Raw genomic sequence first — 25,477 nt, forward strand, 5'->3', positions numbered from 1 at the left:
GCGTCTTTCCGGCCGACCTCGGATTGAGGCCGGCATCACTTCAGCTCTCCGGCGGCCAGCGCCAGCGCGTCTTTCCGGCCGACCTCGGATGAGGCCAGCGTCACTTCAGCTCTCCGGCGGCCAGCGCCAGCGCATCTTTCCGGCCGACCTCGGATTGAGGCCGGCATCACTTCAGCTCTCCGGCGGCCAGCGCCAGCGCGTCTTTCCGGCCGACCTTGAATAGAGGCCGGCATCACTGAAATCGTTCAGATCGAGTGACGCCAAATATAAATATTTAGCCAGCCCATGAAAAGGCCGGATTGTAGGGGTGGTAAATTGTTCGTCTACGTTTCGAACGTTGACCCATAGCGGCTGTCTGAGTGGTCCGCTGTTCGGTGCCAAGCCAACTATTTCTTAGGCGCTGTTTCGCCGTGATGGCGTCGCATATCAATGGTTGAGTGTAGGAAACCGGACACCGCCAACATGGTCGCATTTGAGGTTGACGCCCTTGGTTTGAAGCGTCGTCAGCGCAGCGTGCCTCGGGCGAGCGCACGTTGAATTCCAGATACATCGCTACCTCGCGCTAAGGTTCGCTCAATGGGAGCGTGCTGACCTGAAATCCAAATCTTCATCTCAGCGTCCAAATCGAATGTACCAGCCGTCTCGACTGAGAACTGCGTGATGGCGCGATACGGGATCGAATGGAAGTCAGTTTTGCGGCCCGTTACGCCTTGCTTGTCAATCAAAATGAGACGCTTGTCGGTAAAAACAAACAAATCTCGAATGACTTTGTAAGCAAGATCGATTGTCTCGCCGGGGATCAGAATGGGACTAAGCTCAGCACTTAGTTTCTCAATTGACACACTGCTTGCGTGTCCCAGAATACCATCGAATAGGCCCAACACTCAATCCTCCATGTCCGGATGAGATGACCAGATGGGCGAGGGCCTAAGGAATAGGCGGCGGGCGACACCATCTTGTTGACCCAATCGCACTTTTACGAGCGCTTCTAGTTGTTTGGGGCAAAGAAAGCCCGGTCTTGGCAGCCGGGCTTTCCGTCACTCTGTATCGTCAAGCCGCGTTGCTCTCGTCGAACGGCGACGGAGCCTCTAAGTGGCCGCCACGGCGCTTGACGAGGATCCAGCCGACGACGCCGACGAAGATTGCGCCGACTACCGCAGCGCCGTAATGCAGCAGGCCGATGCTCATCAGCAAGTCTTCCGCATGCGGATTTGGGACGATGTATGCCCCGAGGTAAGGCTGCAGGTAGGACAGCAGGAAGCTGTCGCCGACCAGCATTTCGCCGGCCACCCAGCCGAGCAGCAGTCCGCCGAACCAGACCAGGATCGGGAAGCGCTTGAGAACGCCCGAGATCAGGTCGCGCCAAACACGACGAGCGGCACCGAAAGCAGCAGGCCGAAGATGAAGAGCTCGTAGTGGCCCTTCGCGGCGGCAGCGATCGCGATGACGTTGTCAAGGCTCATCACCGCGTCGGCGATGACGATCGTCCACACGGCCTTCCAGAGGTTGCCGGAAGCGGCGATGTCGCCCTCTTCCTCTTCCTCGCCGACGACCAGCTTGATCGCGATCCAGAACAGGAGCACGGCGCCGACGACCTTGAGGAAGGGAACGTTCAGCAGGTACGAGATGATGCCGGCGAAGATGATGCGCAGGAACACGGCGGCGCCAGCGCCGAGCCAGATGCCCCACTTGCGCTGGTTCTCAGGCAGGCCGCGGACGGCCAGCGCGATGACGACAGCGTTGTCGCCGGAGAGCAGGAGGTCGATCCAGATGATCTGGAGCACCTGTAGATAGAAGGTGGGATTCGAGAAATCCATGACGGACAAGGTCTCTGTATGGGATGAGAAATCGGGCGGCTGGCCCGTTCGATCAGTCGTCCGGCGTCAGAGGCCTTCAGCCGGGATGTATTGAATAAAGCGTCCCTCATCGTCATGGGTGAGGAAGGCCCGCTTCATGCGTCGGCCGACCACTTTCAGGACAATCTCGTTGTCGCGCCGCTCGTCGTCGATGACCATCTCGGTCCCGGCGGCGTCGCGTAATGCCTGGCTTTCGCCTCCGAGGTTGCGAATGCCGTTGTCTTGGAGGAATCGCTCGTTGTCGGCGGCGATCCGGAAACCTCGCAAGCGTTTTGGTCGCTCCGACAGGCCCATCAGTGTGCCGAGAGCCGCCGCCAGGGACGAGATCATCAGCAGGACCAAAGCTATCGTTCCGCTGTTGTCGGTTGATCCTGTCGCGGGATTGCGTTCTCCGTATCCTCCAGTGATCAAGAAGTAGATCAGCAGCAGGAAGATCGCTCCGAGCCCAATCGCCGGGAGCGTACTCTTCTGGCCCTCGCGAGCGTCGTGTCCTTGGGTCACCATCCGCGCCAGCATAAACGGGGCGACCAGCAGGACGAGCGCCGCCACGATCAGGAACGCGTTGTTCTTCATGCCCTTGTAGAAGTCACGGCCAGCGCTGAACCCAACGCCGGCGACGGCGGAGCGCGACAAAATTCGGACGAGGTCGTTGTCGCTGTTCAGCATCTCACATGGCCCTCGAGCGGGCCGAACGGATAATCCCGTCCGGCCCGATTCTTGATCAGCTCAAGCCGAACTGGCCTATGAGCGACTGCAGGCCGCCGGCGTAGCCTTGGCCGATCGCCTTGAACTTCCAGTCTGCGCCGGCCCGGTAGAGCTCGCCGAAGATCATCGCGGTCTCGGTCGAGGCGTCTTCCGAGAGGTCGTATCGGGCGATTTCGGCGCCGCCTTCCTCGTTGACGACGCGGATAAAGGCCTTGTCGACCTGGCCGAAATTTTGCTTCCGCTGGTCGGCTTCATGGATGGTGACGGCGAACACGATTTTCTCGATCCCGGCCGGGACGCCGGCGAGGTTGACCTTGACCTGCTCGTCGTCGCCTTCGCCTTCTCCGGTGCGGTTGTCGCCCTGATGTACGATCGCGCCGGAGGCGTGGCTTTTGTTGTTGTAGAAGATAAAGTCGGCTTCAGACTTGCATTTTCCGTCCGCGCCAAGCGCGAAGACGGACGCGTCGAGGTCGAAGCCGGCCCCGTCGGTCACGCGCGGATTCCAACCGAGACCCACGATCGACTTGCTGAGACCTGGTGCTTCTTTGGAGAGGTTGACGTTCGAACCTTTGGACAGGTTCACAGGCATGGTCGTTCTCCTATTAGGGCTTTCGGCCCGTTTGAAACTTGAGCACTGAGGTGAATGGTTAGCTCGCGCTGATTCCGTAGTTCTGGCACATGGCGCCGAGACCGCCGGCGTAGCCCTGGCCCACGGCTCGGAATTTCCATTCCGCTCCGTTGCGGTAGAGCTCGCCGAACACCATCGCGGTCTCGGTCGAAGCGTCCTCGGCGAGGTCGTAGCGTGCGACCTCGTTCTGGGTCGCGGCATCGACGATGCGGATGAACGCCTTGCCGACCTGGCCGAAGTTCTGGCGACGGGTCGTGGCATCGTGGATCGTGACCGCGAAGACGATCTTGTCGACCGACGGCGGAACGTTCGCCAGCTCGACGAGCACCTTCTCGTCGTCGCCCTCGCCTTCGCCGGTGCGGTTGTCGCCCTGATGGACAACCGATCCGGAGACGTGCTTGAGATTGTTGTAAAAGACGAAATCGGCATCGGAGCCTACCTTGCCATTCGTGGCGAGGAGGAACGCCGAGGCGTCGAGGTCGAACGCGGCTCCGTCAGTCGAACGCGGATCCCAGCCAAGGCCAACGAGGGCCCGGGTCATGTTTGGGGCTTCCTTCGAGAGCGAAACGTTGCCGCCCTTTGAGAGGCTTACGGGCATCTTTGACTTAGTCCCTGTTGAAGTTGCAATCGTCGAATTTTGGTCGACCTTCGCGCCGGTCGGCGTGGCGTTTCCGCTCTAGACGGCGAGGTCAAACCGCGCCGGATCGAGGCCGACTTCCTTGACGATCCGGAATGCCACGGCCTTCTCGCTGGCGTCGAAGTTGCCGTCGGCATTGGCGATGATCATAGAGACCCGCACCACGAGGCTGGCGGCCTCCGGCTTGTCCTTTACGCGGCCAATGAGCTTAAGGCACTCCATCTCGCCAACCGCTTTGTCGAAGTCGTACTTGCCCGAGAGGTTCTGGAAGATCGCGATAACCTCGTCGGTCTTGAACACCTTGAGCTCGTCGGAGGCCTGCAGCACGCCGACCATCTTTGCCTTCTCTTCGGACGAAATCGTGCCGTCGGCGAAGCCCATCATGGTGGAGGCGGCGACGATGGCGTCGAGCGTTTCCTTGTTCTTGAAGCGACCGACTTCCTCGGCGAGCTTGGAGCGACCCTGGGCCAGCGTGTTCTTGATCCAGTCGAGCGGCATCGCGGTCTTCTTTCCTATTCAGGGTCTTGATCGCTTCAATCTTTGGAGCCGGCGCTCCAGCGCAGCCCCCAGCGATAGGCTCGATCCATCTCGTCGACGGCTGCGAAGTAGGTGTCGAGACGACTGATCCGCATGGCGTCGCCGACGTTCTCGATCATCGCGACGGCGCAGCAGGTCTTCCCGCTGCGCCCTTCGACGAGACGGACCTCGATCTCGGGCTGGCCCGGCATGAAGACCGTGACCACGCCATCCGTCGAAGCCCAGTTCGGCACGCCCTCGTAAATCGAGGCGAAGACCAGGATCTTGTCGATCTGGCTCCACTGGCGGCCGTTGACGCGAATCCATTCGCCGTCTGTCGACGCGCCGGTGCGGTCGTCCGACGCCAACTGAATAAAGGGTTCGCCCTCATACGACCCGAAGGCGTTCCCAAGCGCTTGGACGACGCCCATATAGCCATCCTTAAGCTTGAACAAGCAGCCGAGATCGAGGTCGATCCCACCGCGGGCAGATCGCGCTCCACCGCCGAACAGACCGCCAAAGCCGCCCGAACGCTGCGGAGGGGAACCTCCCCGGTTCCAGTTCAGATTCACCTTGATCTCGCCAAAGCTCCCAGAGGGCTTGGAAAGGTTGATTCCCGGCTTCTCCTTGGTCAGCGAGATCTTCGACAGGCTGATTTTCGGAGGAGCTGGCGGAGGCGGAGCCGCTGGCGGCGGGGCCGGAGGAGGAGTCGCACTCGGGGCCGGCGCGGCCGGAGCCGCGACATCGACGCCGAAGCTCTTGGCGAGCGGTTCGAGGCCGCCGAAAAAGCCTTGACCTACGGCGCGGAACTTCCAGGCGCCGTTGCGCCGGTAGAGCTCGCCGACGATCAAAGCCTGCTCCTTCATGCCCGAGGTCGGAACGTCGAAGCCGATGATCTCCGCTCCGTCGGCGACCGCGATGCGAACGAAGGGCATGCCCGCAAAGGCAACGCCGGCGGGAAGAGTCGCGGTGATCGCGATCTTCTCGATGTCAGCGGCAAGCGCGGGCAGGTCAAAGGCGATCCGGGTCTCCAGCGCGTCGCCCGAGGCTTGCGCGAAAGGCCCGGCGGAGACGCCGCGAGTCGAGGGCTGGTTGAAGAACACCATGTCGGCGTCGCCGCCGACCTTGCCGTTGGCGCGCAGCACAAACGCGGACACGTCAAGATCGGAAGCCGCCGAGCCGCGCGCCGACCACGTCACGCTGACGCGAGGCGTCGACGTGATCAGAGACGCGTTGCCCCCAGGAGTGAGGTTCGCCATGGCCGGGTTCACCCAATCCTGATCAGAGCGCCGCCATAGCGGGGCTGACGAGGTCCTGGACGGTGCGGCCTGGAGCCGGTTGGCCGACCGCCTTCATCGTCCACTCGCCCGAACGGCGGGACACGACGGCCATAACGACGCCTGTGTGAGAACCCTTCTCACGGAGCTCGTAGCGGGCAAGCTCCTTACCGGTCGCCTCGTCCACGAGACGAGCGACGGCGTTGTCGACCTCATTGAAATTTTGTCCGGCGAAGGAATTCACCACGAACACGAGGTCCGTCACCTGCGCCGGGAGCTTGGCCAGATCGACCCTTATTGTCTCGTCGTCGCCGTCACCGTCGCCGGTCCGGTTGTCGCCAGAGTGGACGATCGATCCGTCTTTAGACTTCAGTTGTCGGAACCAGATGGCGTCAAGCGGCTGACGGTTCGAATCAAAGGTTATTACCGAAGCGTCGAGGTCGATGTCTTGCGAGCCGCCACCGAAACCGAAGAAACCTTTCTTTTTTACCGCGTCCCAGCCGAGACCCATCATGACTCGTGCGAGGCCAGATGATTCCTTGGACAGATTGATGGTCTGCCCTTTTGACAAAGAAATCATTCTTGAAGTTTCCCCATATGGCTGAACGGCCTAGAGGCGTATCCGCCTGCCGCTCAATTTATGCTTGCATCGACACCCTAACGGCCTACCATCGTGTGTCAAGTCGTTGTGCTGCTTTTCAACATTAGCGCAGGCAGAAGAAATTGCATGAAAAACAACGAGTTAACCATGCAGCTTCAGGTCGTGATCGCGTTTGTCGATGGGCTCGTTCCATTGGAGTATCGTGAGCGCGAAGTGGTCCTCAACGCCTTTCGCAACGCAACCAAAAGAATGAAGTGTTACCTCGTGAATTATCGCTTCGGCGAGCGCTGGATGGAGCTAATTCTTGATCACTCACCAGGCTTCGATATCTCCAAATTGATGCGGTGCTTCAAGGCCGTATCCTCCCGCAATATCCATACGCTCCGAGGCAACGCGTCAGGGATCTGGGCACCCGGCTACGTCGTACGCACGATCGGCGAGCCAGTTGAGCCCGAAGCAGTCTTTCAATCGCTTCTGACTGTAGGTTCCGATTTGTGACGGCCTTATGGATCGCGCAGTCCCACGCCAGCCAGCGTGACGTCGTCTCTTTGATCCGGGGAAGCGAAGACTGGGCTGTTGTCTTGGCCTCGCACGCAAAGCCGCGCGAAGATATTCTAGCCGTTGCCGATGCTTCCTTCGCCGAACCTAACGACACCGATCTCGGCCCAATCCCCGGCTGTGGCTATGGCGAGTGGGTCGAGCAGGTCGCCAAACATCGCGACGTCGCCGCGGTATTGTGCACCCGACATCGCGAAGCCCTTTCCGATCTGCGCGGGCGATTCGCCTCGTTTGGCGTTCGTCTCGCGACCGGCGCTTCAACCAGCGAAAACGCCTTCGCTGTTGAGAACAAAGACGTGTTCGCCAAGCGTATTGAAGGCATCGCGCCCCTTCCGCGCACCAAGCGCGTAGACGGCGCCGAAGAGTTCGTTGCGGCGCTGAAGGAGTTCGACGACGTCGAGCGTCTTTGCGTGAAACCCGTTAATGGCATCTTCGGACGCGGCTTCCTGCAGATCGACCCGAAGGCCGGGCTGCTCGACGCGCTGACCGCACTCCACGGCCGTAGCGTCTCTTCAGAGGTGCTCGCCCACGCGCTCGCAAGCGCAAAGAACCCCGAGCCGATGCTGCTGATGGAATATTTGCCGGGCGAGGAATACTCGATCGACATGGTCTGCGACGACGGCCGCGTCATCGCGGCCGTCTCGCGTCACAAGACGGCGCACTACCAGATCATCGAGACCCGAGGTCCCCAGGTCGAAATCGCGCGCGCCGTCGCCGCCGAGATGCGGCTCGACGGCATCGTCAATGTCCAGACGCGCGGCGGAGCCGACGGCCGCCAGAACATTCTCGAAGCCAACGCGCGGATTGCGGGCGGCGTCGCATACTCGGCGCCTGCCGGCGTCAACCTCCCAGCGATCTGGGCACGCCACGCCACCGGCCGCTCCGTGATAGTGAAGCACCTCGCAGAACCGGTTGCTGTGCGCATCAACGCTTCGGCCTTTGCTCTGCCTGAAACCTCGGCGCTCCTCAGCTCCGCCACGACGGAGACCGCCGCGTGACCAAGCTTCAGCCCGGGCAGAACGCTCCAATCGCTCGCGTAGGCGAGAGCGTGAGGCTGGCTTTCTCCGCTCCGCGTATAAGTGTCGGATATGGCATCGCGCTCGTGCCCCTTAACGCCAGCGACGTCGGCATGCCTGGCGCCTTCCAAAGCTATGGAGGTGAGAGCGCCTGGGTGCGCGACGAAGGCGCAACCGTCACGATCGACTTCGCCCAGGTGCCAGCCTCGACTAACAAGCTGTTAGTATGCCTTTATTCCATCCGGTCCGCCCGATCGCTCCGCGACGTGCCGGAAATCCGGCTCACCGCCGGCGAGCACGAGATTGCCCTGCGCGGGGCGGACTTTCCCCACGCCTATGCCTGCGCGATCCTCGCCGAGCTCTACCGGCGCGATAACGCCTGGAAGATTCGAGCGCGCAGTGACGGCCTGATCGACGGAATAGATGCGCTCGGCCGTCGTTACGGCGTCACGCTTTCTGACGACGGCCCCAACGCGCCTCGCGAGTTCGGCTTCGATCAAAGCGATCGAAGACAGCAGGAACAACCGCGTCAGGATTACGGTTCCCCGAACGGCCGGCCGCAATGGACAGGTTCGGGATTTTCCGTCGCGCGCCGCCTCATCGTCACCAACGCTCACGTCGTCGACGAGGCCCGCGTCATCACGGTATCGGGCTATGACGGCACATCCAGAGCAAAGCCAGTAATCGTCGACCGAAACAACGACGTCGCGCTAATCCGCACAGAACAGGATCTCGACGGCCCTCCGCTGCCGTTCCGCTTCAGGGGCGGTCCAGGCCTTGGCGAGACGGTTGCGGTTCTCGGTTACCCGCTTGCCGGCCTGCTGAGTTCGGGGCCCCAGGTCACTACCGGCGGCATCTCGAGCCTGCTCGGTCCCCAAGAGGATGCGCGCCAGTTGCAGCTCTCGGCGGCGATCCAGCCTGGTTCTAGCGGCGGACCGCTGCTCGACATGCGCGGACGGGTCATCGGCGTCGTCGTGGCGACGTTGACCAACGCCCAGAATGTCAATTTCGCGGTACGCGCATCGCTCGCGGAAGCCTTGATCGAAGCCGCAGGCGAAGACTGCACGCGGCTCGACGACCCGACGCCCGGCACGCCGGCGCTCGACCTGCAAAGTCTCGTCAAAACCGTCCGCAAATCGGTCTGGCGCTTAGAGATACATCAATGACCCCATTTCTCGCGATTGGGCGCGTGCTTCTGCTCCTCCTGATCGCCGGAGGCGTGCTCACGGCCGTCCGCTACGCGGTGCTGTTCCTGAAGACGCCGGGCAAGCGACGCGAGATCGCGGCCGAGCGCGGCGTCGACCCGTTCTCCCCGAGCGTGGAGCCTGCCCTGGCGAGCTGGCGCGGTCATCTCGGAAAAAAGCTTTGGCTCAACCTGGTCGGACTTCCGCTCGGTTTGTTCCTCCTCTTGCTCTTTGTCGGCGAGTACATGTGACCATGACCAAGACCCGTATGTTCCTGATCGTCTTCGCCGCGGTCGTCTTCCTTCCCTTCATCCTGATGGCAAGCTTCTACTTTCCGTCCAAGGACGTGCTGCGCATCACCGGCACAGAGGTCGTCCGCGTCGACGCCGACGGCAAGCGCATCCAGGGCGACGGTCGCGGTCGCGAGACCCGCGACGTGTTCTACATCTACGCCGAGGACATCGAGTCCAAGAAGCCCCATGTCTTCGAGAACGAAGACACCAGCTGGGGCTTTCCATTCTACTTCAAGTTCAACTCCACAGACGTCCAGGCGACGGCGAACTCGATCGCCGGCGAGCGTGGCACCGCGATCATCTCGTCCTATGGCTGGCGCATCCCGCTGGTGTCGTGGTTTCCGAACGCGACCAGCGTGACCCGCGCGGCCGCCGACGCCTCGCCGTTCCCCTGGTTCAACACGGTGTTCCTGCTCATCTTGGCGGGCGTGCTCGTCGCCCTGTGGCGCGCCACGCGCCGATTCCGCAAGCCCACGGTCTGAGGTCCAGTCACCCCCATGGCCCTCCGCGCGCTCAGGGACCGCGACGGTCTCCACGCCGATCTCCTGACCGGGAGCATTGATGTGGAGGTCGACCGCGCGGCCGTTCCCCCGATCGACCTTTTCGGCTTCGCCCAGCGCCGCAATCCAAAGCGCGGTTTCCTGTTTGTCTCCCGGGTGCTTGGCCGGCACATTCCCGTCGCGCCCTCAGCCATGCAGTCGAGCTACGACGCGCTCGCCCGCCAGTGCGTGATGACTGGAAACAAGCCAATCCTCGTGATCGGCATGGCCGAGACCGCGGTCGGCCTCGGCGCAGGCGTCCATCGTGAACTGGTCCGCCGCAATCCTGACCGGACAGTCGTCTATCTTACGACCACCCGCCATCGCCTCGACGCGCCGCTACTGGCGACTTTCGAGGAAGAGCACAGTCACGCAACCACGCACCTGATCCACGAGCCCGCCGATCCTGAGATCATGGCGGCCGTGCGCGAGGCGCGCTCGCTCGTTCTCGTCGACGACGAGATGTCGACGGGCAAGACCTTCATCAATCTCGTGGCAGCGCTCCGGACCTCCGGCATCACGGCCGAAGACGTCTCGCTCGTCACGCTTACCGACTGGTCCGACGGCAAGGCGGTCGCGGCGATCGGCCGGGGCTGCCGTTCGGTCTCGCTGCTGTCGGGACGCTATAGCTGGACGCCCGACGCCAAGGCGCCGGCGATCGAGATGCCCCATGTCGACGTCACCGGAGCAGGCGCGGCGCGCATCGACCCGGCTAAGGACTGGGGCCGGCTCGGCGTCCTCTCCCACCGTGACGTCCCGTCGGAGTTCGCCCGTTGCCGCCCCGGCGAACGGATCCTCGTCCTTGGGACCGGCGAACACGTCTGGCGGCCGTTCCTGCTCGCCGAAGCGCTGGAAAAGAACGGCGCCCATGTGCGCTATTCCTCGGTCACCCGCTCGCCGATCGCGGTCGGCCACGCCATCGGCTCGGCGCTCGCCTTCTCGGACAATTACGGCCTGGGCATCGCCAATTTCGCCTACAACGTCGACCCCGCGCTCTACGACCGGATCATCCTGTGCGTCGAGACGACGGCCGACACCATCGACCCCACCCTCATCGAAGCCATCAGCCCCGAGATCGTCTCGGACATCGACGGAGTCTCGCCGTGATTCGCCCCGTCTGCCTCGTCGATCTCGACGACACCCTGTTCTCGACGGCGGCCAAGCATCCCGAGAGCGAGCAGCCGTTCCTCAAGCAGGTCACCACCGCCAGGAACGGCCGCCACTCGATGATGAACCGCCCGCAGGCCGCGCTCGTCGACTGGCTTGTCGCGACGACCGACCTCATCCCGGTCACCGCGCGCGGCTCCGAAGCTTTCAAGTCAGTAGACCTGCCATTCACAGCCGGGGCGATCTTGTCAAACGGAGCGCTGATCCTGCTACCGGACGGCTCGACCGACCCACTCTGGCGAGAACAGATCGCAGAAGATCTCGAGCCAGAACAGCAACGATTGGGCCTGGTCCTCCAAGACGCCAACAGGTTTGCGGAAGAGCTTGGAATTTCGATCCGAAGCTGGATTGTGAGGGAAGGCCACGTTGGAACCTACGCGGTCGTCAAGCAGAACGATGATGAAAAAGGCTCCAAGCTGTCGCTGCTGGCGACACTACCCAATACTCCCACGAATTGGACCGTCCATCTCAATGGAAACAATCTCGCATTCATTCCTTCTGCGATTTCGAAGCAACGAGCGGTGTCACATATCCTGGCAAAGATAAGGCAGTGCAATCCAGAGCGTCCGATTATCGGGCTTGGAGACAGTCTGACTGACATTCCCTTCCTGTCACAATGCGACTGGTGGGGAGCACCAAACCGCAGTCAAATCACTTCCAGGCTTTTAGCCTGCTGAGCTGGAGGCTCCGATGGCAACGCTCGCTCAAAGCGTCGAAATCACCCATTTCTCCGGCAGTTATGCTGCTGAGGACGTCGAGCTCCTGCTGCAGCCGACGAACGTCGCGCCGACTGATGTCGCGACCAAGGAGAAGCTGATCCAGACAGGCAAGCGTCACTACTCCGAGATGATCTCAGAGGAGAGGGCTCCAGATCCGGCTTACGTCGGTGTGTACGAGAAGGCGCTCGACGCCGGTTCCAAGCGCATGGCCAACGACCTTGCGCGCCTCGCCCAAGCTCTCTCCCGCGAGATCGCCGGAGATATCACGCTCGTCAGCCTCGTGCGCGCCGGCCTGCCGGTCGGCGTGGTCCTGAAGCGCGCGCTCAAGGCGCTCGGCCGTGATGTCGCCCACTACGGCGTCTCGATCATCCGCGACCGCGGCATCGACGAGCAGGCGATGCGTCACATCACAGCGCGCCGCGATCCCGCCGGCGTCGTCTTCGTCGACGGTTGGACCGGCAAGGGTGCGATCATCGGCGAACTCGAGAAGAGCCTCGCCGGCTCTGACGTCCTGCCGCGCCTGGTCGTGGTTGCCGACCCTTGCGGCCGCGCCTGGCTTTCGGCCTCCGGCGACGACTGGCTGATCCCGTCGGGCATCCTCGGGGCGACCGTCTCCGGCCTCGTCAGCCGCTCGATCCTCAACGACGAGATCATCGCTTCGGGCGGCTTTCACGGCTGCCTCGACCTCGTCAGCCTTTCCCGCCACGACGTCAGCCGCGCCTTCGTCGACCAGATCTGGGCACAGATGGGCTTACGCCTGCTGCACGCCGAAGCGGCCGTCTGGACCGACGCTGACCGGGCCCGCCATTCCGCAGTCGCTCAAGCGACAGTCGGACGGATCGTGGCAGACTACAGCGTAAGCAACCTCAACCGCGTCAAGCCGGGCATCGCCGAAGCGACCCGCGCTGTGTTGCGACGCATGCCCGAACGGGTCTTCATCTCAGACCCTTTCGATCCCGACCTCGCGGCCTTGGTTTACCTGGCGACCGACCGCGGCGTTCGACTCGAGACGCTGCATGGCGGGATCGCGCCCTATCGCGCCGTCACCCTGATCGGAAAGGCCTCATGATGCTGAAGCCTCGGCCGTCGCCATTCGCCCTGGGCGCCACGCTCTACATGCCGGCGACGCATATCTCGATTCTCGACATCGTGCGTGGCCAGAAGCACCCTGGCCTGAAGTCGGTCGTCCTCTGCCTCGAGGACTCGCTGCTGTCGAGCCATGTCGAAGTCGGGCTCGCCAATCTCCGCCAGATCACGCTGGCGTTAAAGGTCGATCCGGATCGCGATGGCCATCCGCTTATCTTCGTTCGACCGCGCTCGATCGACATGGCGCGAAAGATCGCGCAATGGAATGATTCCGTCGTCTTCGATGGTTTCGTCGCCCCTAAGGCCTGCCCTGGAGGCATGACGAGCTGGTACGACGCTGTCGCCGGCACGGATTTGCTGCTGATGCCCACCCTCGAAACCAAGGAATTTTTTGATCCTTTCGGTATCCGCGACTTTCGCGACGAGGTGATTGGCCTTGGTCGCGATCGGGTGCTGGCGATGCGGATCGGCGGCAACGACCTTCTGGCCAGTCTAGGTCTCCGCAGGATCGCAGGAATGACGCTGTACGATGGTCCACTGGCCTCGGTCGTCGGCAACCTCACGGCGCAGCTTGGTTCCGCAGGCTTCTCACTTACCGCGCCGGTTTTCGAAATACTGGATGACGCGCATACACTTTCGGCAGAACTCGCACGGGACGTCGCCCACGGACTAGTAGGCAAGACCGCGATACATCCTTGCCAACTCAGGCCGATCAATGCGGCGTTTCAGGTCAGCGCGGCCGATTTCGAAGCCGCCCTCCGTATCCTGGAACCCGTGGCCGCGGCGGTTTTCAAGCTGAATGGCGCAATGTGCGAACCCACAACACACCGAGCTTGGGCTGAGAAGATCGTAGCAAGGGCAGAAGTTCAAGGTATAGCAAATTCGCGCCAGAGTTACTTAGAGTCAGAAATCTCCGTAATGCCAGAGCCTGTCATTTATGGCGGTCAACTTGCGATTGCGCGTTAGTTGAGAATCATCCGACGCCATTGCAACAGTAAATCCAAAATAGGTTTATTGGCGCAGCCTCGCGAACGTAGTCTTGGGGCGTACCGGTCAATTCGACTGCGTCCGTGGTGGTTTGTTAATCCACCGGCTCGATCAAGCTGCCGTGGATCCAGCCGATCTTCAATCCATCCCGACCGATCTGCGCCCACTCGCCCGATCTGACAAGAATGTCGAACGTGTCCCCGGGATTGACCTTTCCGACGACGCCAGAGCGTTGGTCGGCGCTGTAGCGGACGTTCGCCGCCTTTCGCGCTGCGACCCTCTTGGTCCTGCTCTCCACAGGACCAGGCGGAGCCGATGGAGCCAATGTCCGATCGGTAGGCCCCGTCGCCGCAGCCGGAGCCGAGCGGCCTGCAACGACATCGGCGTTTGCATCTGGCGAAAGCGGCGAGGGCTGAGGGGAGTCCGGTCGGACCGGCGCGGGTTCAATCGAGATCCCTGCGGGCGCTGCCGAAACCGTATCGTGAACCGGCGGCTGCGGGGGGCCTGCGGCCTGTCCCAGCGCCCACACAATCGCCAACAGCGCGCCAGCCACGACGAGTGCGGAGGCGCCCCACGCACCGCCCACGGCCGGAAGGGTGGGTAGCATCGCCAAAAGCTCGTCTTCTGTCGGCATCTCGGGGGTAGCGACAGGTAGGCCCGTGGGCTGGGTGGGCATCGCTGCAAGAGCACGCTGCAACTCGCCCCAGGCGCTTACAAACGGGAGAACCTTATTTGCTTCGGAAACCTGATATGCCTCCATAAGGCCTGATGAGGCATGGAATTTCAGTGTTCCGTAGCGACACACCGGGAGCTGCCTATTGGCGCTGTAACGACGGTTTGGGCTTCCATCTCGATTGGCCCTCTCCCAAACCTGCTCCGAAATAGTCGCACGCTCGGGCACGTCCCCGAGCTCGATGACGCTCAAGTCCATACCTTCGACAGTGACCTGCCGCAGGTCGATAAGCGCAAAGTCGGCTCCAACCTTCTCCCTGACGATCATGACGCCTGGATAGATTTCGAGATCGCCGCCGTTGGCGTTCTCAAATCGTAACCCAGCCTGAGTGGTTTTCACCGATCCGTCAAAAAGCAGAGAGACAACCACCTGCGAGCGAGAAAAACTGGTCGACAGGATCCGCCCTGTACGCTCGGCTTCGACAGTGTCCAGCGCCGTGACGTCCCAGACCTGTGACGCGCATCGGATGCCATCGAAGGCGATCTCGAGCTCGCGATAGGCGTCGAGCGTGCGACGGTCGACGCCGAAATCGAGGTTTACCTTCGACTGAAAGATGGCCTCGGCGACCTTCAGCGCCTCCATCTCGGCGTCGAGCAGATCGGCGCGGCGACGCTCGATCTGGGAGCCGAACACCCACTTCAGAGGAGCCTGCTCGCGACGGCGGAGCTTGCGCCAGACGGTCTCGCGAGCCGCGCAAGCAAGCCGAAAATCCTTGGCGAGGTCGGCCTTCTGTGCGCTGGCCTCGATGACCATCTGCTTGACCCCGACCAAATCCGGACAGGTCAGCCTGGCGGTCTCGACGCTGCGCAGGTCGACGAGCGAAGACGATGGCGGCGGGGTATCGATCGGGGCCGGCGGCTCATAGCTCGGCGTATAGGGAGCCGGGACCGGGACAGGAGGAGGCGCGCGACGACGACCCTGCCGCTTGCCGCCCCAAGGCGTGTGGTCCTGGTAGGAAAGGCCGGTGCCCGGAAGGCCGAGCGTGGTAGTGCGGCCGCGCTTGCTGAAGTTGACCGTCGCGCCGGGCACGCCGACGCTTGCGCTCACTCCAGAGCCTGAAAAGTTCAACCGGACGCCCGGGAAAAGCTTGACCGACTTACGAAACCGAAAGCCCAACGTGAGCTCCTTCAGGGCATACCGTCGACGTCTGTGATCCTATCTGACAGACGCGCTCCTAGATTGCACGTCCGCACCTTCGGGCGCTCAGCCTACTACTTGGGCATTGACCGTCTGCCGCTTTGCGACTGCGATCTCTTCCTCGCTCCAGTTCTCGTGGGCGAGGGTTTCGGCGTCTGCCAAGGCGCCCGCGAGCACGCTCGCGCACCGAACCCGCTGCTCGTCCAGTGCCTTAAGTTGCTCTACGAGCGTCTCAACCTTTTCGGCGGCCTTCAAAGCTGGTCCGCGCGCGCCATGCAGCTTTCGGATCCAGTGTTGAGGCTCCAAGTCGTCAGTCATGGCTCCGCCTATAAAATCGATACTTTGATATCGTGCACATTTTTCATTTATGTGTGCGGTGCATTACTTGGCCCACTTGGATTCTCCATTCTTCACGTGCAGACAAAATGATTTACTGTTGTGTCCGCAATTCATGTTAGAACTTCGCTAAATCTTGGAATGCATGGCGTCAGTGTTCTGTATTTCAATGCGCTACGTCTCGACAGCCCGGGTGGGCTTAAGTTCGTTCGAACCGTCGGCATACCGATGATGACGACAGAGCTTGAGTCGGTTTAGATCCGTTGACGACTCAACCATGGTGGGCGGACACCTCCTCAGGCGAAGCCAAACCGGCAAGGACATAGCGTGACGCATAGTCTGATCCCAGGAGCGAACGCGCTCCTCGGTCCAAATGACATCAGCATTGAGGTCGACGTCAGAATTTTCAGCTCGGAGCATGAAGTCGACGCGTCCTGCTTCATGATAGGCCCAGCCGGGAAGGTGCTTTCGGACGCCAGCATGGTGTTCTTCAATCAGCCCGGCGGCCCCTCGGACCCGGTCGAACTATCTATGGCGACCAAGCTCTGGACCTTCGACATCCGCCCCTCACGCGCGCCGGCGGAGGTGGAGAAGTTCTACCTAACTATCGCAGGCGAAGGGCCGGTCAGAGACGTAAAGGGACTTGTTGTCGAAGCGCGCTCGACCGGGCAGTCGATCCAGCTTAAGGCACCGGAGTTCAACGAAGAGAAGGCAGTGATCCTCGCCGAGGTCTACCGGCATTCCAGCGGCTGGAAGATTCGCTCGATCATGCAGGGCTTCAACGGCGGGCTCGGGCCGTTGGCTCGCCATTTCGGCGTCGACGTCGGCGAACCGCAGACCGCGATTGAGACGACGTCTGCCCCACCGCCGCCAGCGCCTGTCGCTCCGCCGCCGGCCGCGGTCCCTGCGGCCCCCGTGGCCGCGCCTCCCGCCCCGGTGCCTCAGGCCGCCGCTTCCGCCGGCCCTTCGTCTATCAACCTGTCGAAGAAGGGAGAGCGCTCGGCGATCAATCTCGTCAACGACAAGCCGATCACAGCCTACCTGAAATGGGAGAGCCGCGGCGACCTCGATCTCTATTGCCTTTGGGTCGACGTCGCCGGCCATGCGGGCATGACCTATTATCGAAGACTCGGATCACCGGGCGAGGCGCCGCATGTCCAGCTCCTCGGCGACTCGACGGAGCCGGGAGTGGAGACGGTTCTGATCCACAAGCCCGAGGCGCTGCGCTACGCCACCATCGCGGCCTATTCGGCCCTTTCCAACGGCGTCGGATCGTTCAAGTCCTTCGGGGCCAGAGCGGTGGTGGACAACGGGGCAGGACAGGTGGTCACCTGCGGGCTCAATGAGAAGAGTTCGTTCAGCTACTGGACCGTCATCGCCCTCATCGATTTCACCGTGAAGGGCGAGGCCCGCGTCTCCCAGGTCGAGAGCTACGGCAAGCGGTTCTCCGAACGGGCGCCCGTGCTCAGTCCCGATGGTTCGATCAAGATGAGCGCGGGCGTCGTCGAATTTAAGTAGTCCCGCAGCGATCTCGCTCAACTCCTTATTGGAAACAGAGTTTTACGTGAGCCTCGACAAGACAAAGGCCGACCTTAAGAACGTCCTGCTCTATGCTTCGGAGCTGCTGACGCTCAACGAGCGCATCATCTACGACTCGGCGAAGCCGGCGTTCCCGCCTTCTATGAGGCGGACCTGATCGACCTCGAAGGTGTCGAGACCAGCGGCGAGGGCGAGACCTGGATGCGGATGAAGCGACTGCGCGAGACGCAGCCGCCCGCGCCTGACACCATGTTCACGGACTGGATCGTCCCGGTCGCCCACCCGACGCCGGACAAGAAGCCTGAGCTGCTCCCCCAGCGCGTGCTGAGGCTGTCGATCGAAGAGATCTCCGATCTCTGCGAGGCGGGCCTGATCGGGATGGACGATGTCCTGCGGCCGCTCGACGCCGACGAGGACCACCCCTCGACGCTCGACGTAATCCTGCGCCCGGCGACCATGAGCGAATTCCAGTCGCTGTTCGCCGCGTGGATCGATGGTCCTTGGGAGGCCTGGGCGAAGGTTGAGCGGCCGCGGCGCCTGTCCATCTCGGTCTACAACAAGATCTACCAGATCCAGCAGCGCCAGCTCGCGGCCGGCGACGACAACCAGATCGAGCTCGTCTGGGGGCGTCGGCATGGCGCGCTGGAAGCACGAGCGCGGCAAGCTCTCGATCCCCGTTCTCGAGCAGCTTGTTGACGTCGAACTCGAGGAGGACGGCTCCCTCTCGGTGATGCCGCGACAGGCCTCGCCGGTCCTGAACCTCAAAGCGTTCCACGCCCTCGACGTCGAGGGCTCCAAGGCCTTCGCACGCGACGCCGCCGAGCAGCTGCAGCGGGTCATCGACGATCCCGACATCCTGTTCTCGCCGTTCACCAAGAAAACCTTCGAGACGATCCTGAAGAGCGCGGCGGCCCGCCTGTCGGCGAGCGGCGTCTATGTGCCGGACGAGGAAGGCCGCGACGAGACCAACCGCAAGCTCTCGGTGGCCGACGACACGCTGCGGATCAGCGATACCTGGGTGCTTTATGCCCGCAACAGGGCGGAGGACTTCCGCAAGGCCGACATTTCGAAGCTGATCCGCTCGGTCGAGGGCGCCGAGAAGATCGAAGAGATCCCAGAGGCTGGCGTCAGGTTCGTCACGCCGCCGAGCGACGAGAAGATCTATGGCGGCGGAGGCATCGATCTCGGGCAGGCCAGCTGGAGAGCCGGGGTCGGCGAAGGATCTGGCGTAGCCGATCTCCAGCCGAAGGCCGCGCACGATTTCTTCTTTCCGCTCGCGACGAATGCGGATCAGGAAGCCATCGCGTACCGCCTGGAGGAAGATCCCGCCGTGCACGTGATGGGGCCCCCGGGCACCGGAAAAACGCATCTAATCGGGAATATAATCTCACACTACCTCGCCTGCGGGAAGCGTGTTCTCGTGACCGCGAAATCCGCGGAAGCCCTGGTAGCCGTTCGGGAGAAGCTGCCGGAGGGAATCCGGGCGCTTGCGATCAGCGTCATCCATTCGGATCGAGAGGGCGCGGGTCAGCTCGAAGAAGCGATCCAGATGCTCGCCAGCGAGGCCAAGCAGATCAACGTCGCTCAGGTCTCGCGTGAAATCGGCGACAAGCAGAACGCGCTTGCCGACGTCAGCGACCGTATCAAGGCGATCGACGTCGAGCTGATCGACTACGCCCGGCGAAACCTCGAGAAAGTATCGGCCGCAGGCTCGGACGTGCTTCCGATGGATCTGGCGCGCACGGTGGTCGAAGGGCAGTCGACCTTCCTGTGGTTTACCGACGATCTCGACCTGGGAGCACGTTTTGAGCCTCAGTTTGGTGACGGCGATATTCGCGACGCCCGCGCCGCGCGCATCGCACTGGGCGACGACATCGCGTACCGCTCACAGGACCTGCCGATAGCGGCGGATCTGCCGGACATGCCGAACCTGCTCGCCGCGCATCGCGACCTGCTGGCTGCAAATTTGGCCGGCGACCGTGCGAGATCCGCGAAACGCTGATCATGGCCACTGGCCAGAACGAGAGCGCCCGGCAGGCCCAGGTCTGGATCAAGGCGCTGAGCGACTTCGCCCATGGCGAGGGCAACGAGCCCTGGGCGTTCAAGGCCTATCGCTCGCTTGCGCGACACGAGACGCCAACCGACGCATCGACGACCGCGGTCCGGCGCTTTGCGGAGACGCCGTCTGTCCGACGGCGACGCCTATGCGATGCAGGCGATCGATCTGGGAACGGGCGACCCGAACGATCCGGAATTCTCGGGCGCGGTGGCGGCGCTCGCGCGCGGCGAGAACCCGTTCGGAGTGTTCTCCTTCGGCAAAGGGCAGCTCAAGGCGAGCATCGCCATTGTCCGCGTCATGGGGACGGCTCCGGCAAGCCGGGACGAGTGGACGATCGCAGCCGGCTATGTCGGCTGGCTGTCCGAAATCCGCCAGTTCTCGCTGCAGTGGAACGCGCTCGCGCCACAGCTGGGCCTGCCCGTCATTCCGGAGGATCGCGCCCAACAGGTGCAGCGCGTCATCCGGCTCGGCGAAGTCTCCAAAACCATGCTGTCGCTTGCAAGCGAAGCCGAAGACATGGCGCGACGGCTGCAGACGATCTTCCCTTACGGTCTCGACGTGAACCTCACGGTCTACGAAGCAGCCGTGAAGTCCGCCAAGGACGCTCTAGAGGCAAATCTCGGGGCCGTGGAGACCGCGACCGCATCGGCCGTCAAGGAGCGCCTGATCGCGCTGGCGGGGCGGGGCGACACCCATTTCAACGAAGCGCTTGAGGCCTTCGCGGGCGCGCTCGGCGATGAGGACGTCGACGTCAACCGGTTGAGCCACGACTGGTCGTGGATGCTGCGCGAGGCCGCGCGCCTTCAGGCTCTCTATCACGCCAAGAGCACGCTCGAGAAGGTCGCGGCCAAGGTCGCGTCATCGGGCGCTCGCAGATGGGCAAGCCACCTCCTTGGAGAACCGGCGACGGGGCAGGACGACGCTTGGACGCCGGCCGACTGGCGCGGCGCCTGGGAATGGTCACGGGCCTCCGGTTTCATCCGGGCGATCGGCGATCGCGACGCCATCCGCAAGCTTTCCGACGAACGCGCGGAGCTGGAAGGCAAGAAGCGCCGCCTGCTGGCGGAAGTCGTACGCCTTCGCACGTTCCTTGGCCTGAAGAGCTCGCTGACCGCGCGCATCGAAACGGCGCTCGCCAAGTTCGCCTCGGCGGTCGCCAAGCTCGGGGCAGGCACCGGCAAATCGGCGCCGCGGCAGCGACGGGTCATCCGCGACGCCGCATTCGAAGCCGCGAACGCCGTGCCGTGCTGGATCATGCCCGAATGGCGGATATCCGAACAGATCCCGGCAAGCCTCGCCGCCTTCGACCTCGTCATCGTCGACGAGGCGTCGCAGTCGGACATCACGGCGCTGCCGGCGCTGCTGCGGGGAAAGAAGATCCTCATCGTCGGCGACGACAAGCAGGTCTCGCCGACCCCGATTGGCCTCGAGGAACGGACGGTCATCCAGCTCAGGACGACCTATCTCGAAGGCCTCCCATACGCCGACCAGCTCGACCCTTCGACGAGCCTCTACGAGCTCGCCTCGATCATCTTCCCGGGCAAGGCGATCATGCTGAAGGAGCACTTCAGGTGCATCGAGCCGATCATCCGGTTTTCGAGCCGGTTCTATCACGGCGCGCTCATTCCGATGCGCTTGCCGTCGGCGAGCCAGCGCCTGGATCCGCCCCTGATCGATATCCTGGTCAAGAACGGTCGGCGCGACAGCCAGATCAACTTGCCTGAGGTCGATGCGGTGATCGAGGAGCTCCGCAGGATCGTCGCCGATCCGGCGATGGAGCGCCGCACGGTCGGGGTCATCTCTCTGGTCGGCGACAAGCAGGTCAAGGTGATCCAGGATCGCGCCATGGCCGAGTTCGGGGCCGAGATCTTTGACCGTCATCACCTCATGTTCGGCTCCGCCGCCAAGTTCCAAGGCGCCGAACGGGACATCATTATCCTGTCGATGGTGGTGTGCTCCAAGACGGTCGTGACCTCCCGCGCGCGGCTTTACGAGCAGCGCTTCAACGTCGCCATGTCGCGCGCCCGCGACCGGATGATCCTCGTCCGGTCCGTCACGAGCTCGGATCTGAAGCAGGGCGATCTCAAACTCGCGGTCATCGAGCACTTCCGCAATCCGATGGGCGAGGGCGGGCTCGTGGTCCGCAAGGACGTCCTGGAGCTTTGCGAAAGCGGGTTTGAAAAGGATTTCGCCGAGCGGATGCTCGGGATGGGATACCGCCTCCAGGCGCAGGTCCCGGTCGGCGGCTTCAGGATCGACTTCGTGGTCGAGGGCGCCAATGATCGCCGCTTGGCGATCGAACTCGACGGCGACAAGTGGCATGGCCCGGATGTCTGGGCCGCCGACTTCCGCCGCCAGCAGGCGCTCGAACGCCTCGGTTGGACGTTCTGGCGATGCTGGGGCTCGAACTGGATCGCTGACAAGGACGCCTGCATGGCCGATCTCAAGCGCACGCTTGCGGCGATGGAGATCGAGCCGATCGGGTCAAAGCCGCTCGACGGCGTCTGGACCGAATTCCGCGAGGTCGGCGAAACCGCGGCGGAGATCCAGGACGCAGGCGCAAGTGCGACGTCGGGCGCAGACGCCTTGGCCGGCCGAAACGAGCTGTTTGACGCCGCCCCCGCAACGCCGCCGGCTGTCGACAACGACCGGCTAGTGGCGCAGCCAGGCGACCTTGTCGTGCTCCGCTATGACGACGAGCCGAACCGGGCCTTGCGCGTGACGCTGTCGCGAGACCAGAACCGGCCAGAAGAGGGGATCGTGCACATCTCCGAGCCGCTCGGTCTGGCGCTCGTCGGCGTCGGCGAGGAAGAGGAGATCGAGGTCGATCTCGGATCGCGCAAGCGCACCGGCATTATTGAACGGATCGAGCGTCACAGCGCGCTCGCGGCATGAAGTCTCGCCTCGGGTAAAGAGCAAGATGTCGAGCGTGGCCATCCAGAGGCAGCGGATCGGCTCGCAGGACACCCTGCTGAATTTTTGAAGTGCACCCGGCGAAAATCACGCTTGCCGAGAGCATCTCTGGCACGGGACAGGGCGCTTTAGCAAAGCCGAGTTAGTCAACGGCTTGTTGTCGTTGCACTTTTCGACGATATTCTGGTCAAACACAGGTTTGCGGCGATCCGACCAACGCCGGCTCAAGAAGCTCGATGTTGGCGCGCCGGCACGTCGAACGCGCTGCAAGCCCGTCAGCTGCTTGGAGCCCGCGGAAGAATGCCACGGTTAAAGTCGATTGAAGACGTTCGTTCGTGCATCTCGGGCACCTGCCCAGGCCCATCATGCTACTGCAATGAGCGACGGCAACCTGCAGCGTGAGCCTCTTCGGGAGTGCAATACCAGCGTTCTCCCTTAGATTCGTCGATCCTCGTCCGCGCATAAAAGCGCCCGCCAGGAACGTGATAGATGCAAACCCCGTCGCGATTGAGGTTGCCCTTGATCTGGCAGCCTTGTTTGGAAGCCATTTGAGACGTGGCCGGCGCCAAAAGCGTTTTCTGTGCGTCGAGCGGAACACTGTAAGATCCAAGCACGACCGTCGCGCCGCTGCGGGATCTCCATTCCCACGGCGCAATGAAGGCGCCGGACCAGATCCCTCTCTGCGCCTCGCGGGCGCGCCGCTCGTGAGCGTCGTAGCGGTGGGAGTAACGCACGAACGACAGCGCCCAACCTTGCTCAACCATCCAGCCGTTGAGGTCCACGCCGTCGACCAAGCAGTCGCCGAGCCAGCGATCATACTTGTCTTTAGCCGTTGTCCGGCAGTTCCAGGTCTTGCCGGCAGTCACGGCAGACAGGCGATCGCGCGCCTCGACACCACATGTCCAGGGTTGTCCGGCGGCCGTCAGGCACAGCTGATCGGTTTCCGGCGCGTCAACGCCATTCAATCTGATCTTTCCACCGGACACGACAATCGTATCGCCGTCGACGACCCGGGCCGAGCCGATGACCTCAGCGGCGGCCCCGGCTGCGGGACAACAGAGAGTTGCAAGACACATGGCCGCGAACGCCCAGCAGCCCATGACCGCCGATCTTAGTTTTTCTGTCACCAATGTCTCAAAACTTAACTATCCAAGAGGACCGTGAATCAATTTAGCGGCGAATCGATCATTCACGGCTCAATCATCGAGCTACGTGTTTGATTTTCAAAGGTAAATGCGACAAACGCAGCGTCCACCACGACTTTCTCCACGCGTCTGTATATCGGAGATCTCATTGCTGTATTAGTTAGCTACAGAGTCGTAGATGTTCAGGATCTATACGCCCATTAACCCTGCCGGTCTTAATTGTTGTTTATCGCCCGCTGCGTCACCACTGCGCTCTCCATCGTCATCGTTCGCCCTTTCTCCCTTTGCTCTCATCTGCACCGTCCTTCTCACTGGCTTGTTGTCGCGCTGGTCCGGCTGGTCATACGAGCTGGCGTCAGACCGGCCGAGATCGACGCAGAGGACGCCGCCGCACGTTGAGCTTTCTGGGCATCCCGAAGACTGTTAAAGACGTGCAATCGAAGCGCAGTCTAAATCGCTATGTCCCGCACTCACCACAGGTCGAGAAGCACGTCACCAAGCCGAACGCGGCGGCCAACGCGTCGGTCGACCGCGCGCAGAAGTAGAAAATTTTCGCTCGCTCGGACATTCGGGTTTCCGACCTTTCAGGACATTGAGGATACGATAGACGGCGCGGCGGCGCTCGACATTCCCGGCGCCGATCCAATTAGCAACGCCATTTTCGCGTTCCGGGTCGCAAGATTTTTCAGACGCCGCAATCCGAAGCGCCGAGCCAGGCCGTCCAGAGCAGTTCAGTATCCCAGCCGTCATGAGCGCCGCCCTACCGATCTGTCCGGCTCATTTCGGCTGACATGGAGGCTCGCTATCCTAGCGTTTTGGCTTGGCGTCGGAATTCTTTGGGTCGCCTACCTGTGGGGAGCGACGCTGCTCTCCGTCCTGATCCACGGCAAGCGCAAGACCCTCGCGCGTGTGCTTCCTGCCTTGACCGGCACCCCAAGCCCCCGTCAAGCGCACCACATCTTGCGGCAATGAGATTTATTGCTGTTCGATGACGGAGAGCGCCGCGTAAGTAAAAAGCGCGGTGAATAGCCGTCGTTTAGTGGACAGTAATGCGCCAACGGCCTGAACGCTTTTCTTTCGTGAGCACCCCTTCCTCTGCAAGCGCGTCCACCCACCCTTCAACAATATAGGCACCGCCCTCAAAACGCGTCGACCGGATAAAGTCGTCGATCATCGCCGATTGCATTAGTTCGCCATACCCGGATAGATTGGAGATGTAATCTCTAAATACGATTGATTTCTGAAGTGCACTTCCTGCTCTGGACAAGCGTTCGGTCAAATCATCAGGGTACAAAATTTCCTCAGACTCCAATAATTCGATGATGCGTGCAAAGTGTTTGCTATCCATTGACCTTGACGACGCCTCCGCTGCGGATGATATGAGATTAAAAACAAAGTGATAACCCAATCCATAATCATCGAGGAATACATTTTTTCCTTCGTTGTCGAGCTCTTCGTCTGACGCGTCCCTGGCCCATTGATCTCGCGAAGGATAAACGGAAATTCCAGCTTGGGGAGCTTCCGTTAGCAACCAATTCTGCGCTGATTGAGTAAATGGTAGCGCCTTTTCAATAAGATCAATGGCTTCTTCAATTCCTTTCGTTCCAGAGATGTGGTCCAATGCCTGCGATCTGCGTTCGATTCTAGAAAGTTGCTTAAATTCTGGAATTTCTTCAAATTTTTGCATGAATTCCCATGACATATTTTCGGCGTCGTCCGATGAGCCGATCGTGAACTCGAGAGCGACATCTCCGAGTGGAGCATCCTCTTCACTGCCTTCGAAAATACTTGAAACCCTCGTTGAGGCTTCAGTCAGCAATTGCCGTATCTGATCTTCATCAAATCC

Annotated in this window: 28 protein-coding genes; 15 read left to right on the top strand and 13 right to left on the bottom strand. The window is 61.9% G+C overall.

All coding sequences use genetic code 11. The features are described 5' to 3' along the window. Positions 1 to 503 precede the first annotated feature (503 nt). The 9 genes from K6K41_RS02805 to K6K41_RS02840 form a co-directional block, all read right to left on the bottom strand. On the bottom strand, positions 504 to 881 hold the full coding sequence (locus K6K41_RS02805) for a PH domain-containing protein (protein ID WP_261403809.1): 378 nt from the start codon (positions 879 to 881) through the stop codon (positions 504 to 506). Positions 882 to 1,050: 169 nt separating this feature from the next. Next, a complete protein-coding gene (locus K6K41_RS29225) occupies positions 1,051 to 1,278 on the bottom strand; it encodes a hypothetical protein (protein WP_315855127.1) in 228 nt (75 codons plus the stop codon). Positions 1,279 to 1,352: 74 nt separating this feature from the next. Further along, a complete protein-coding gene (locus tag K6K41_RS29230) occupies positions 1,353 to 1,817 on the bottom strand; it encodes a YjbE family putative metal transport protein (protein ID WP_315855128.1) in 465 nt (154 codons plus the stop codon). Positions 1,818 to 1,883: 66 nt separating this feature from the next. Beyond that, positions 1,884 to 2,522 (bottom strand): hypothetical protein, encoded by a 639-nt coding sequence (locus K6K41_RS02815; protein ID WP_261403810.1) that lies wholly within the window; start codon positions 2,520 to 2,522, stop codon positions 1,884 to 1,886. A 55-nt stretch (positions 2,523 to 2,577) separates the two neighbouring features. Further along, positions 2,578 to 3,150, bottom strand: coding sequence for a TerD family protein (locus K6K41_RS02820; RefSeq protein WP_261403811.1), 573 nt, complete (start codon positions 3,148 to 3,150; stop codon positions 2,578 to 2,580). Positions 3,151 to 3,208: 58 nt separating this feature from the next. Beyond that, entirely contained in the window at positions 3,209 to 3,730 is a 522-nt protein-coding gene (locus tag K6K41_RS02825) for a TerD family protein (RefSeq protein ID WP_315855129.1), read from the bottom strand. Between the two features lie 135 nt (positions 3,731 to 3,865). Beyond that, positions 3,866 to 4,324 (bottom strand): tellurite resistance TerB family protein, encoded by a 459-nt coding sequence (locus K6K41_RS02830; protein ID WP_261403813.1) that lies wholly within the window; start codon positions 4,322 to 4,324, stop codon positions 3,866 to 3,868. 35 nt (positions 4,325 to 4,359) lie between these two features. Beyond that, entirely contained in the window at positions 4,360 to 5,601 is a 1,242-nt protein-coding gene (locus K6K41_RS02835; protein WP_261403814.1) for a TerD family protein, read from the bottom strand. Positions 5,602 to 5,623: 22 nt separating this feature from the next. Beyond that, entirely contained in the window at positions 5,624 to 6,199 is a 576-nt protein-coding gene (locus K6K41_RS02840; RefSeq protein WP_261403815.1) for a TerD family protein, read from the bottom strand. 147 nt (positions 6,200 to 6,346) lie between these two features. Between K6K41_RS02840 and K6K41_RS02845 the strand changes: the two genes are divergently transcribed. The 9 genes from K6K41_RS02845 to K6K41_RS02885 all read left to right on the top strand — a co-directional run bounded on the left by K6K41_RS02845 (position 6,347) and on the right by K6K41_RS02885 (position 13,748). Continuing rightward, complete coding sequence (locus K6K41_RS02845; protein ID WP_261403816.1) at positions 6,347 to 6,718, top strand: transposase; 372 nt, start codon at positions 6,347 to 6,349, stop codon at positions 6,716 to 6,718. An 83-nt stretch (positions 6,719 to 6,801) separates the two neighbouring features. Next, positions 6,802 to 7,776 (top strand): ATP-grasp domain-containing protein, encoded by a 975-nt coding sequence (locus tag K6K41_RS02850; RefSeq protein ID WP_261403817.1) that lies wholly within the window; start codon positions 6,802 to 6,804, stop codon positions 7,774 to 7,776. After that, on the top strand, positions 7,773 to 8,960 hold the full coding sequence (locus tag K6K41_RS02855) for a trypsin-like peptidase domain-containing protein (protein WP_261403818.1): 1,188 nt from the start codon (positions 7,773 to 7,775) through the stop codon (positions 8,958 to 8,960). The genes K6K41_RS02850 and K6K41_RS02855 overlap by 4 nt, the downstream gene beginning before the upstream one ends. A gap of 53 nt (positions 8,961 to 9,013) precedes the next feature. Further along, positions 9,014 to 9,229, top strand: a complete 216-nt coding sequence (locus K6K41_RS02860) for a hypothetical protein (RefSeq protein ID WP_261403819.1) — start codon at positions 9,014 to 9,016, stop codon at positions 9,227 to 9,229. 2 nt (positions 9,230 to 9,231) lie between these two features. Beyond that, a complete protein-coding gene (locus tag K6K41_RS02865; RefSeq protein WP_261403820.1) occupies positions 9,232 to 9,753 on the top strand; it encodes a DUF1523 family protein in 522 nt (173 codons plus the stop codon). Positions 9,754 to 9,768: 15 nt separating this feature from the next. Next, complete coding sequence (locus tag K6K41_RS02870; RefSeq protein WP_261403821.1) at positions 9,769 to 10,917, top strand: phosphoribosyltransferase domain-containing protein; 1,149 nt, start codon at positions 9,769 to 9,771, stop codon at positions 10,915 to 10,917. Then, positions 10,914 to 11,654, top strand: a complete 741-nt coding sequence (locus K6K41_RS02875; RefSeq protein ID WP_261403822.1) for an HAD family hydrolase — start codon at positions 10,914 to 10,916, stop codon at positions 11,652 to 11,654. The genes K6K41_RS02870 and K6K41_RS02875 overlap by 4 nt, the downstream gene beginning before the upstream one ends. A gap of 13 nt (positions 11,655 to 11,667) precedes the next feature. Further along, entirely contained in the window at positions 11,668 to 12,765 is a 1,098-nt protein-coding gene (locus K6K41_RS02880; protein ID WP_261403823.1) for a cysteine protease StiP domain-containing protein, read from the top strand. Then, positions 12,762 to 13,748 (top strand): HpcH/HpaI aldolase/citrate lyase family protein, encoded by a 987-nt coding sequence (locus tag K6K41_RS02885; protein WP_261403824.1) that lies wholly within the window; start codon positions 12,762 to 12,764, stop codon positions 13,746 to 13,748. Before K6K41_RS02880 ends, K6K41_RS02885 begins: the two co-directional genes overlap by 4 nt. A 115-nt stretch (positions 13,749 to 13,863) precedes the next feature. Here K6K41_RS02885 and K6K41_RS02890 read toward each other — a convergent pair whose 3' ends face one another. Then, a complete protein-coding gene (locus K6K41_RS02890; RefSeq protein ID WP_261403825.1) occupies positions 13,864 to 15,618 on the bottom strand; it encodes a DUF4236 domain-containing protein in 1,755 nt (584 codons plus the stop codon). 87 nt (positions 15,619 to 15,705) lie between these two features. After that, positions 15,706 to 15,957, bottom strand: coding sequence for a hypothetical protein (locus tag K6K41_RS02895; RefSeq protein WP_261403826.1), 252 nt, complete (start codon positions 15,955 to 15,957; stop codon positions 15,706 to 15,708). A gap of 459 nt (positions 15,958 to 16,416) precedes the next feature. Between K6K41_RS02895 and K6K41_RS02900 the strand changes: the two genes are divergently transcribed. The 5 genes from K6K41_RS02900 (at position 16,417) to K6K41_RS02920 (ending at position 22,468) form a co-directional block, all read left to right on the top strand. Next, positions 16,417 to 17,493: a TerD family protein gene (locus tag K6K41_RS02900; RefSeq protein WP_261403827.1), complete on the top strand. Its 1,077-nt coding sequence runs from the start codon at positions 16,417 to 16,419 to the stop codon at positions 17,491 to 17,493. 46 nt (positions 17,494 to 17,539) lie between these two features. Then, positions 17,540 to 17,671: a hypothetical protein gene (locus K6K41_RS02905; protein ID WP_261403828.1), complete on the top strand. Its 132-nt coding sequence runs from the start codon at positions 17,540 to 17,542 to the stop codon at positions 17,669 to 17,671. 44 nt (positions 17,672 to 17,715) lie between these two features. Further along, positions 17,716 to 18,210: a hypothetical protein gene (locus K6K41_RS02910; protein WP_261403829.1), complete on the top strand. Its 495-nt coding sequence runs from the start codon at positions 17,716 to 17,718 to the stop codon at positions 18,208 to 18,210. After that, positions 18,149 to 19,516 carry an AAA domain-containing protein gene (locus tag K6K41_RS02915; RefSeq protein ID WP_261403830.1) on the top strand — a complete coding sequence of 456 codons (1,368 nt, stop codon included), beginning with the start codon at positions 18,149 to 18,151 and terminating at the stop codon, positions 19,514 to 19,516. The genes K6K41_RS02910 and K6K41_RS02915 overlap by 62 nt, the downstream gene beginning before the upstream one ends. A gap of 207 nt (positions 19,517 to 19,723) precedes the next feature. Further along, a complete protein-coding gene (locus K6K41_RS02920; RefSeq protein ID WP_261403831.1) occupies positions 19,724 to 22,468 on the top strand; it encodes an AAA domain-containing protein in 2,745 nt (914 codons plus the stop codon). A gap of 386 nt (positions 22,469 to 22,854) precedes the next feature. Here the strand turns inward: K6K41_RS02920 and K6K41_RS02925 are convergent, their stop codons facing one another. Beyond that, positions 22,855 to 23,586 (bottom strand): thermonuclease family protein, encoded by a 732-nt coding sequence (locus K6K41_RS02925; RefSeq protein ID WP_261403832.1) that lies wholly within the window; start codon positions 23,584 to 23,586, stop codon positions 22,855 to 22,857. Between the two features lie 440 nt (positions 23,587 to 24,026). Between K6K41_RS02925 and K6K41_RS02930 the strand changes: the two genes are divergently transcribed. Then, positions 24,027 to 24,176: a hypothetical protein gene (locus K6K41_RS02930; protein ID WP_261403833.1), complete on the top strand. Its 150-nt coding sequence runs from the start codon at positions 24,027 to 24,029 to the stop codon at positions 24,174 to 24,176. A 491-nt stretch (positions 24,177 to 24,667) separates the two neighbouring features. Here K6K41_RS02930 and K6K41_RS02935 read toward each other — a convergent pair whose 3' ends face one another. Then, positions 24,668 to 25,450, bottom strand: coding sequence for a hypothetical protein (locus K6K41_RS02935; RefSeq protein ID WP_261403834.1), 783 nt, complete (start codon positions 25,448 to 25,450; stop codon positions 24,668 to 24,670). Positions 25,451 to 25,477: the final 27 nt, after the last annotated feature.

The sequence above is a fragment of the Chenggangzhangella methanolivorans genome, from assembly GCF_019797865.1.
Classification (GTDB): Bacteria; Pseudomonadota; Alphaproteobacteria; order Rhizobiales; family Methylopilaceae; genus Methylopila; species Methylopila methanolivorans.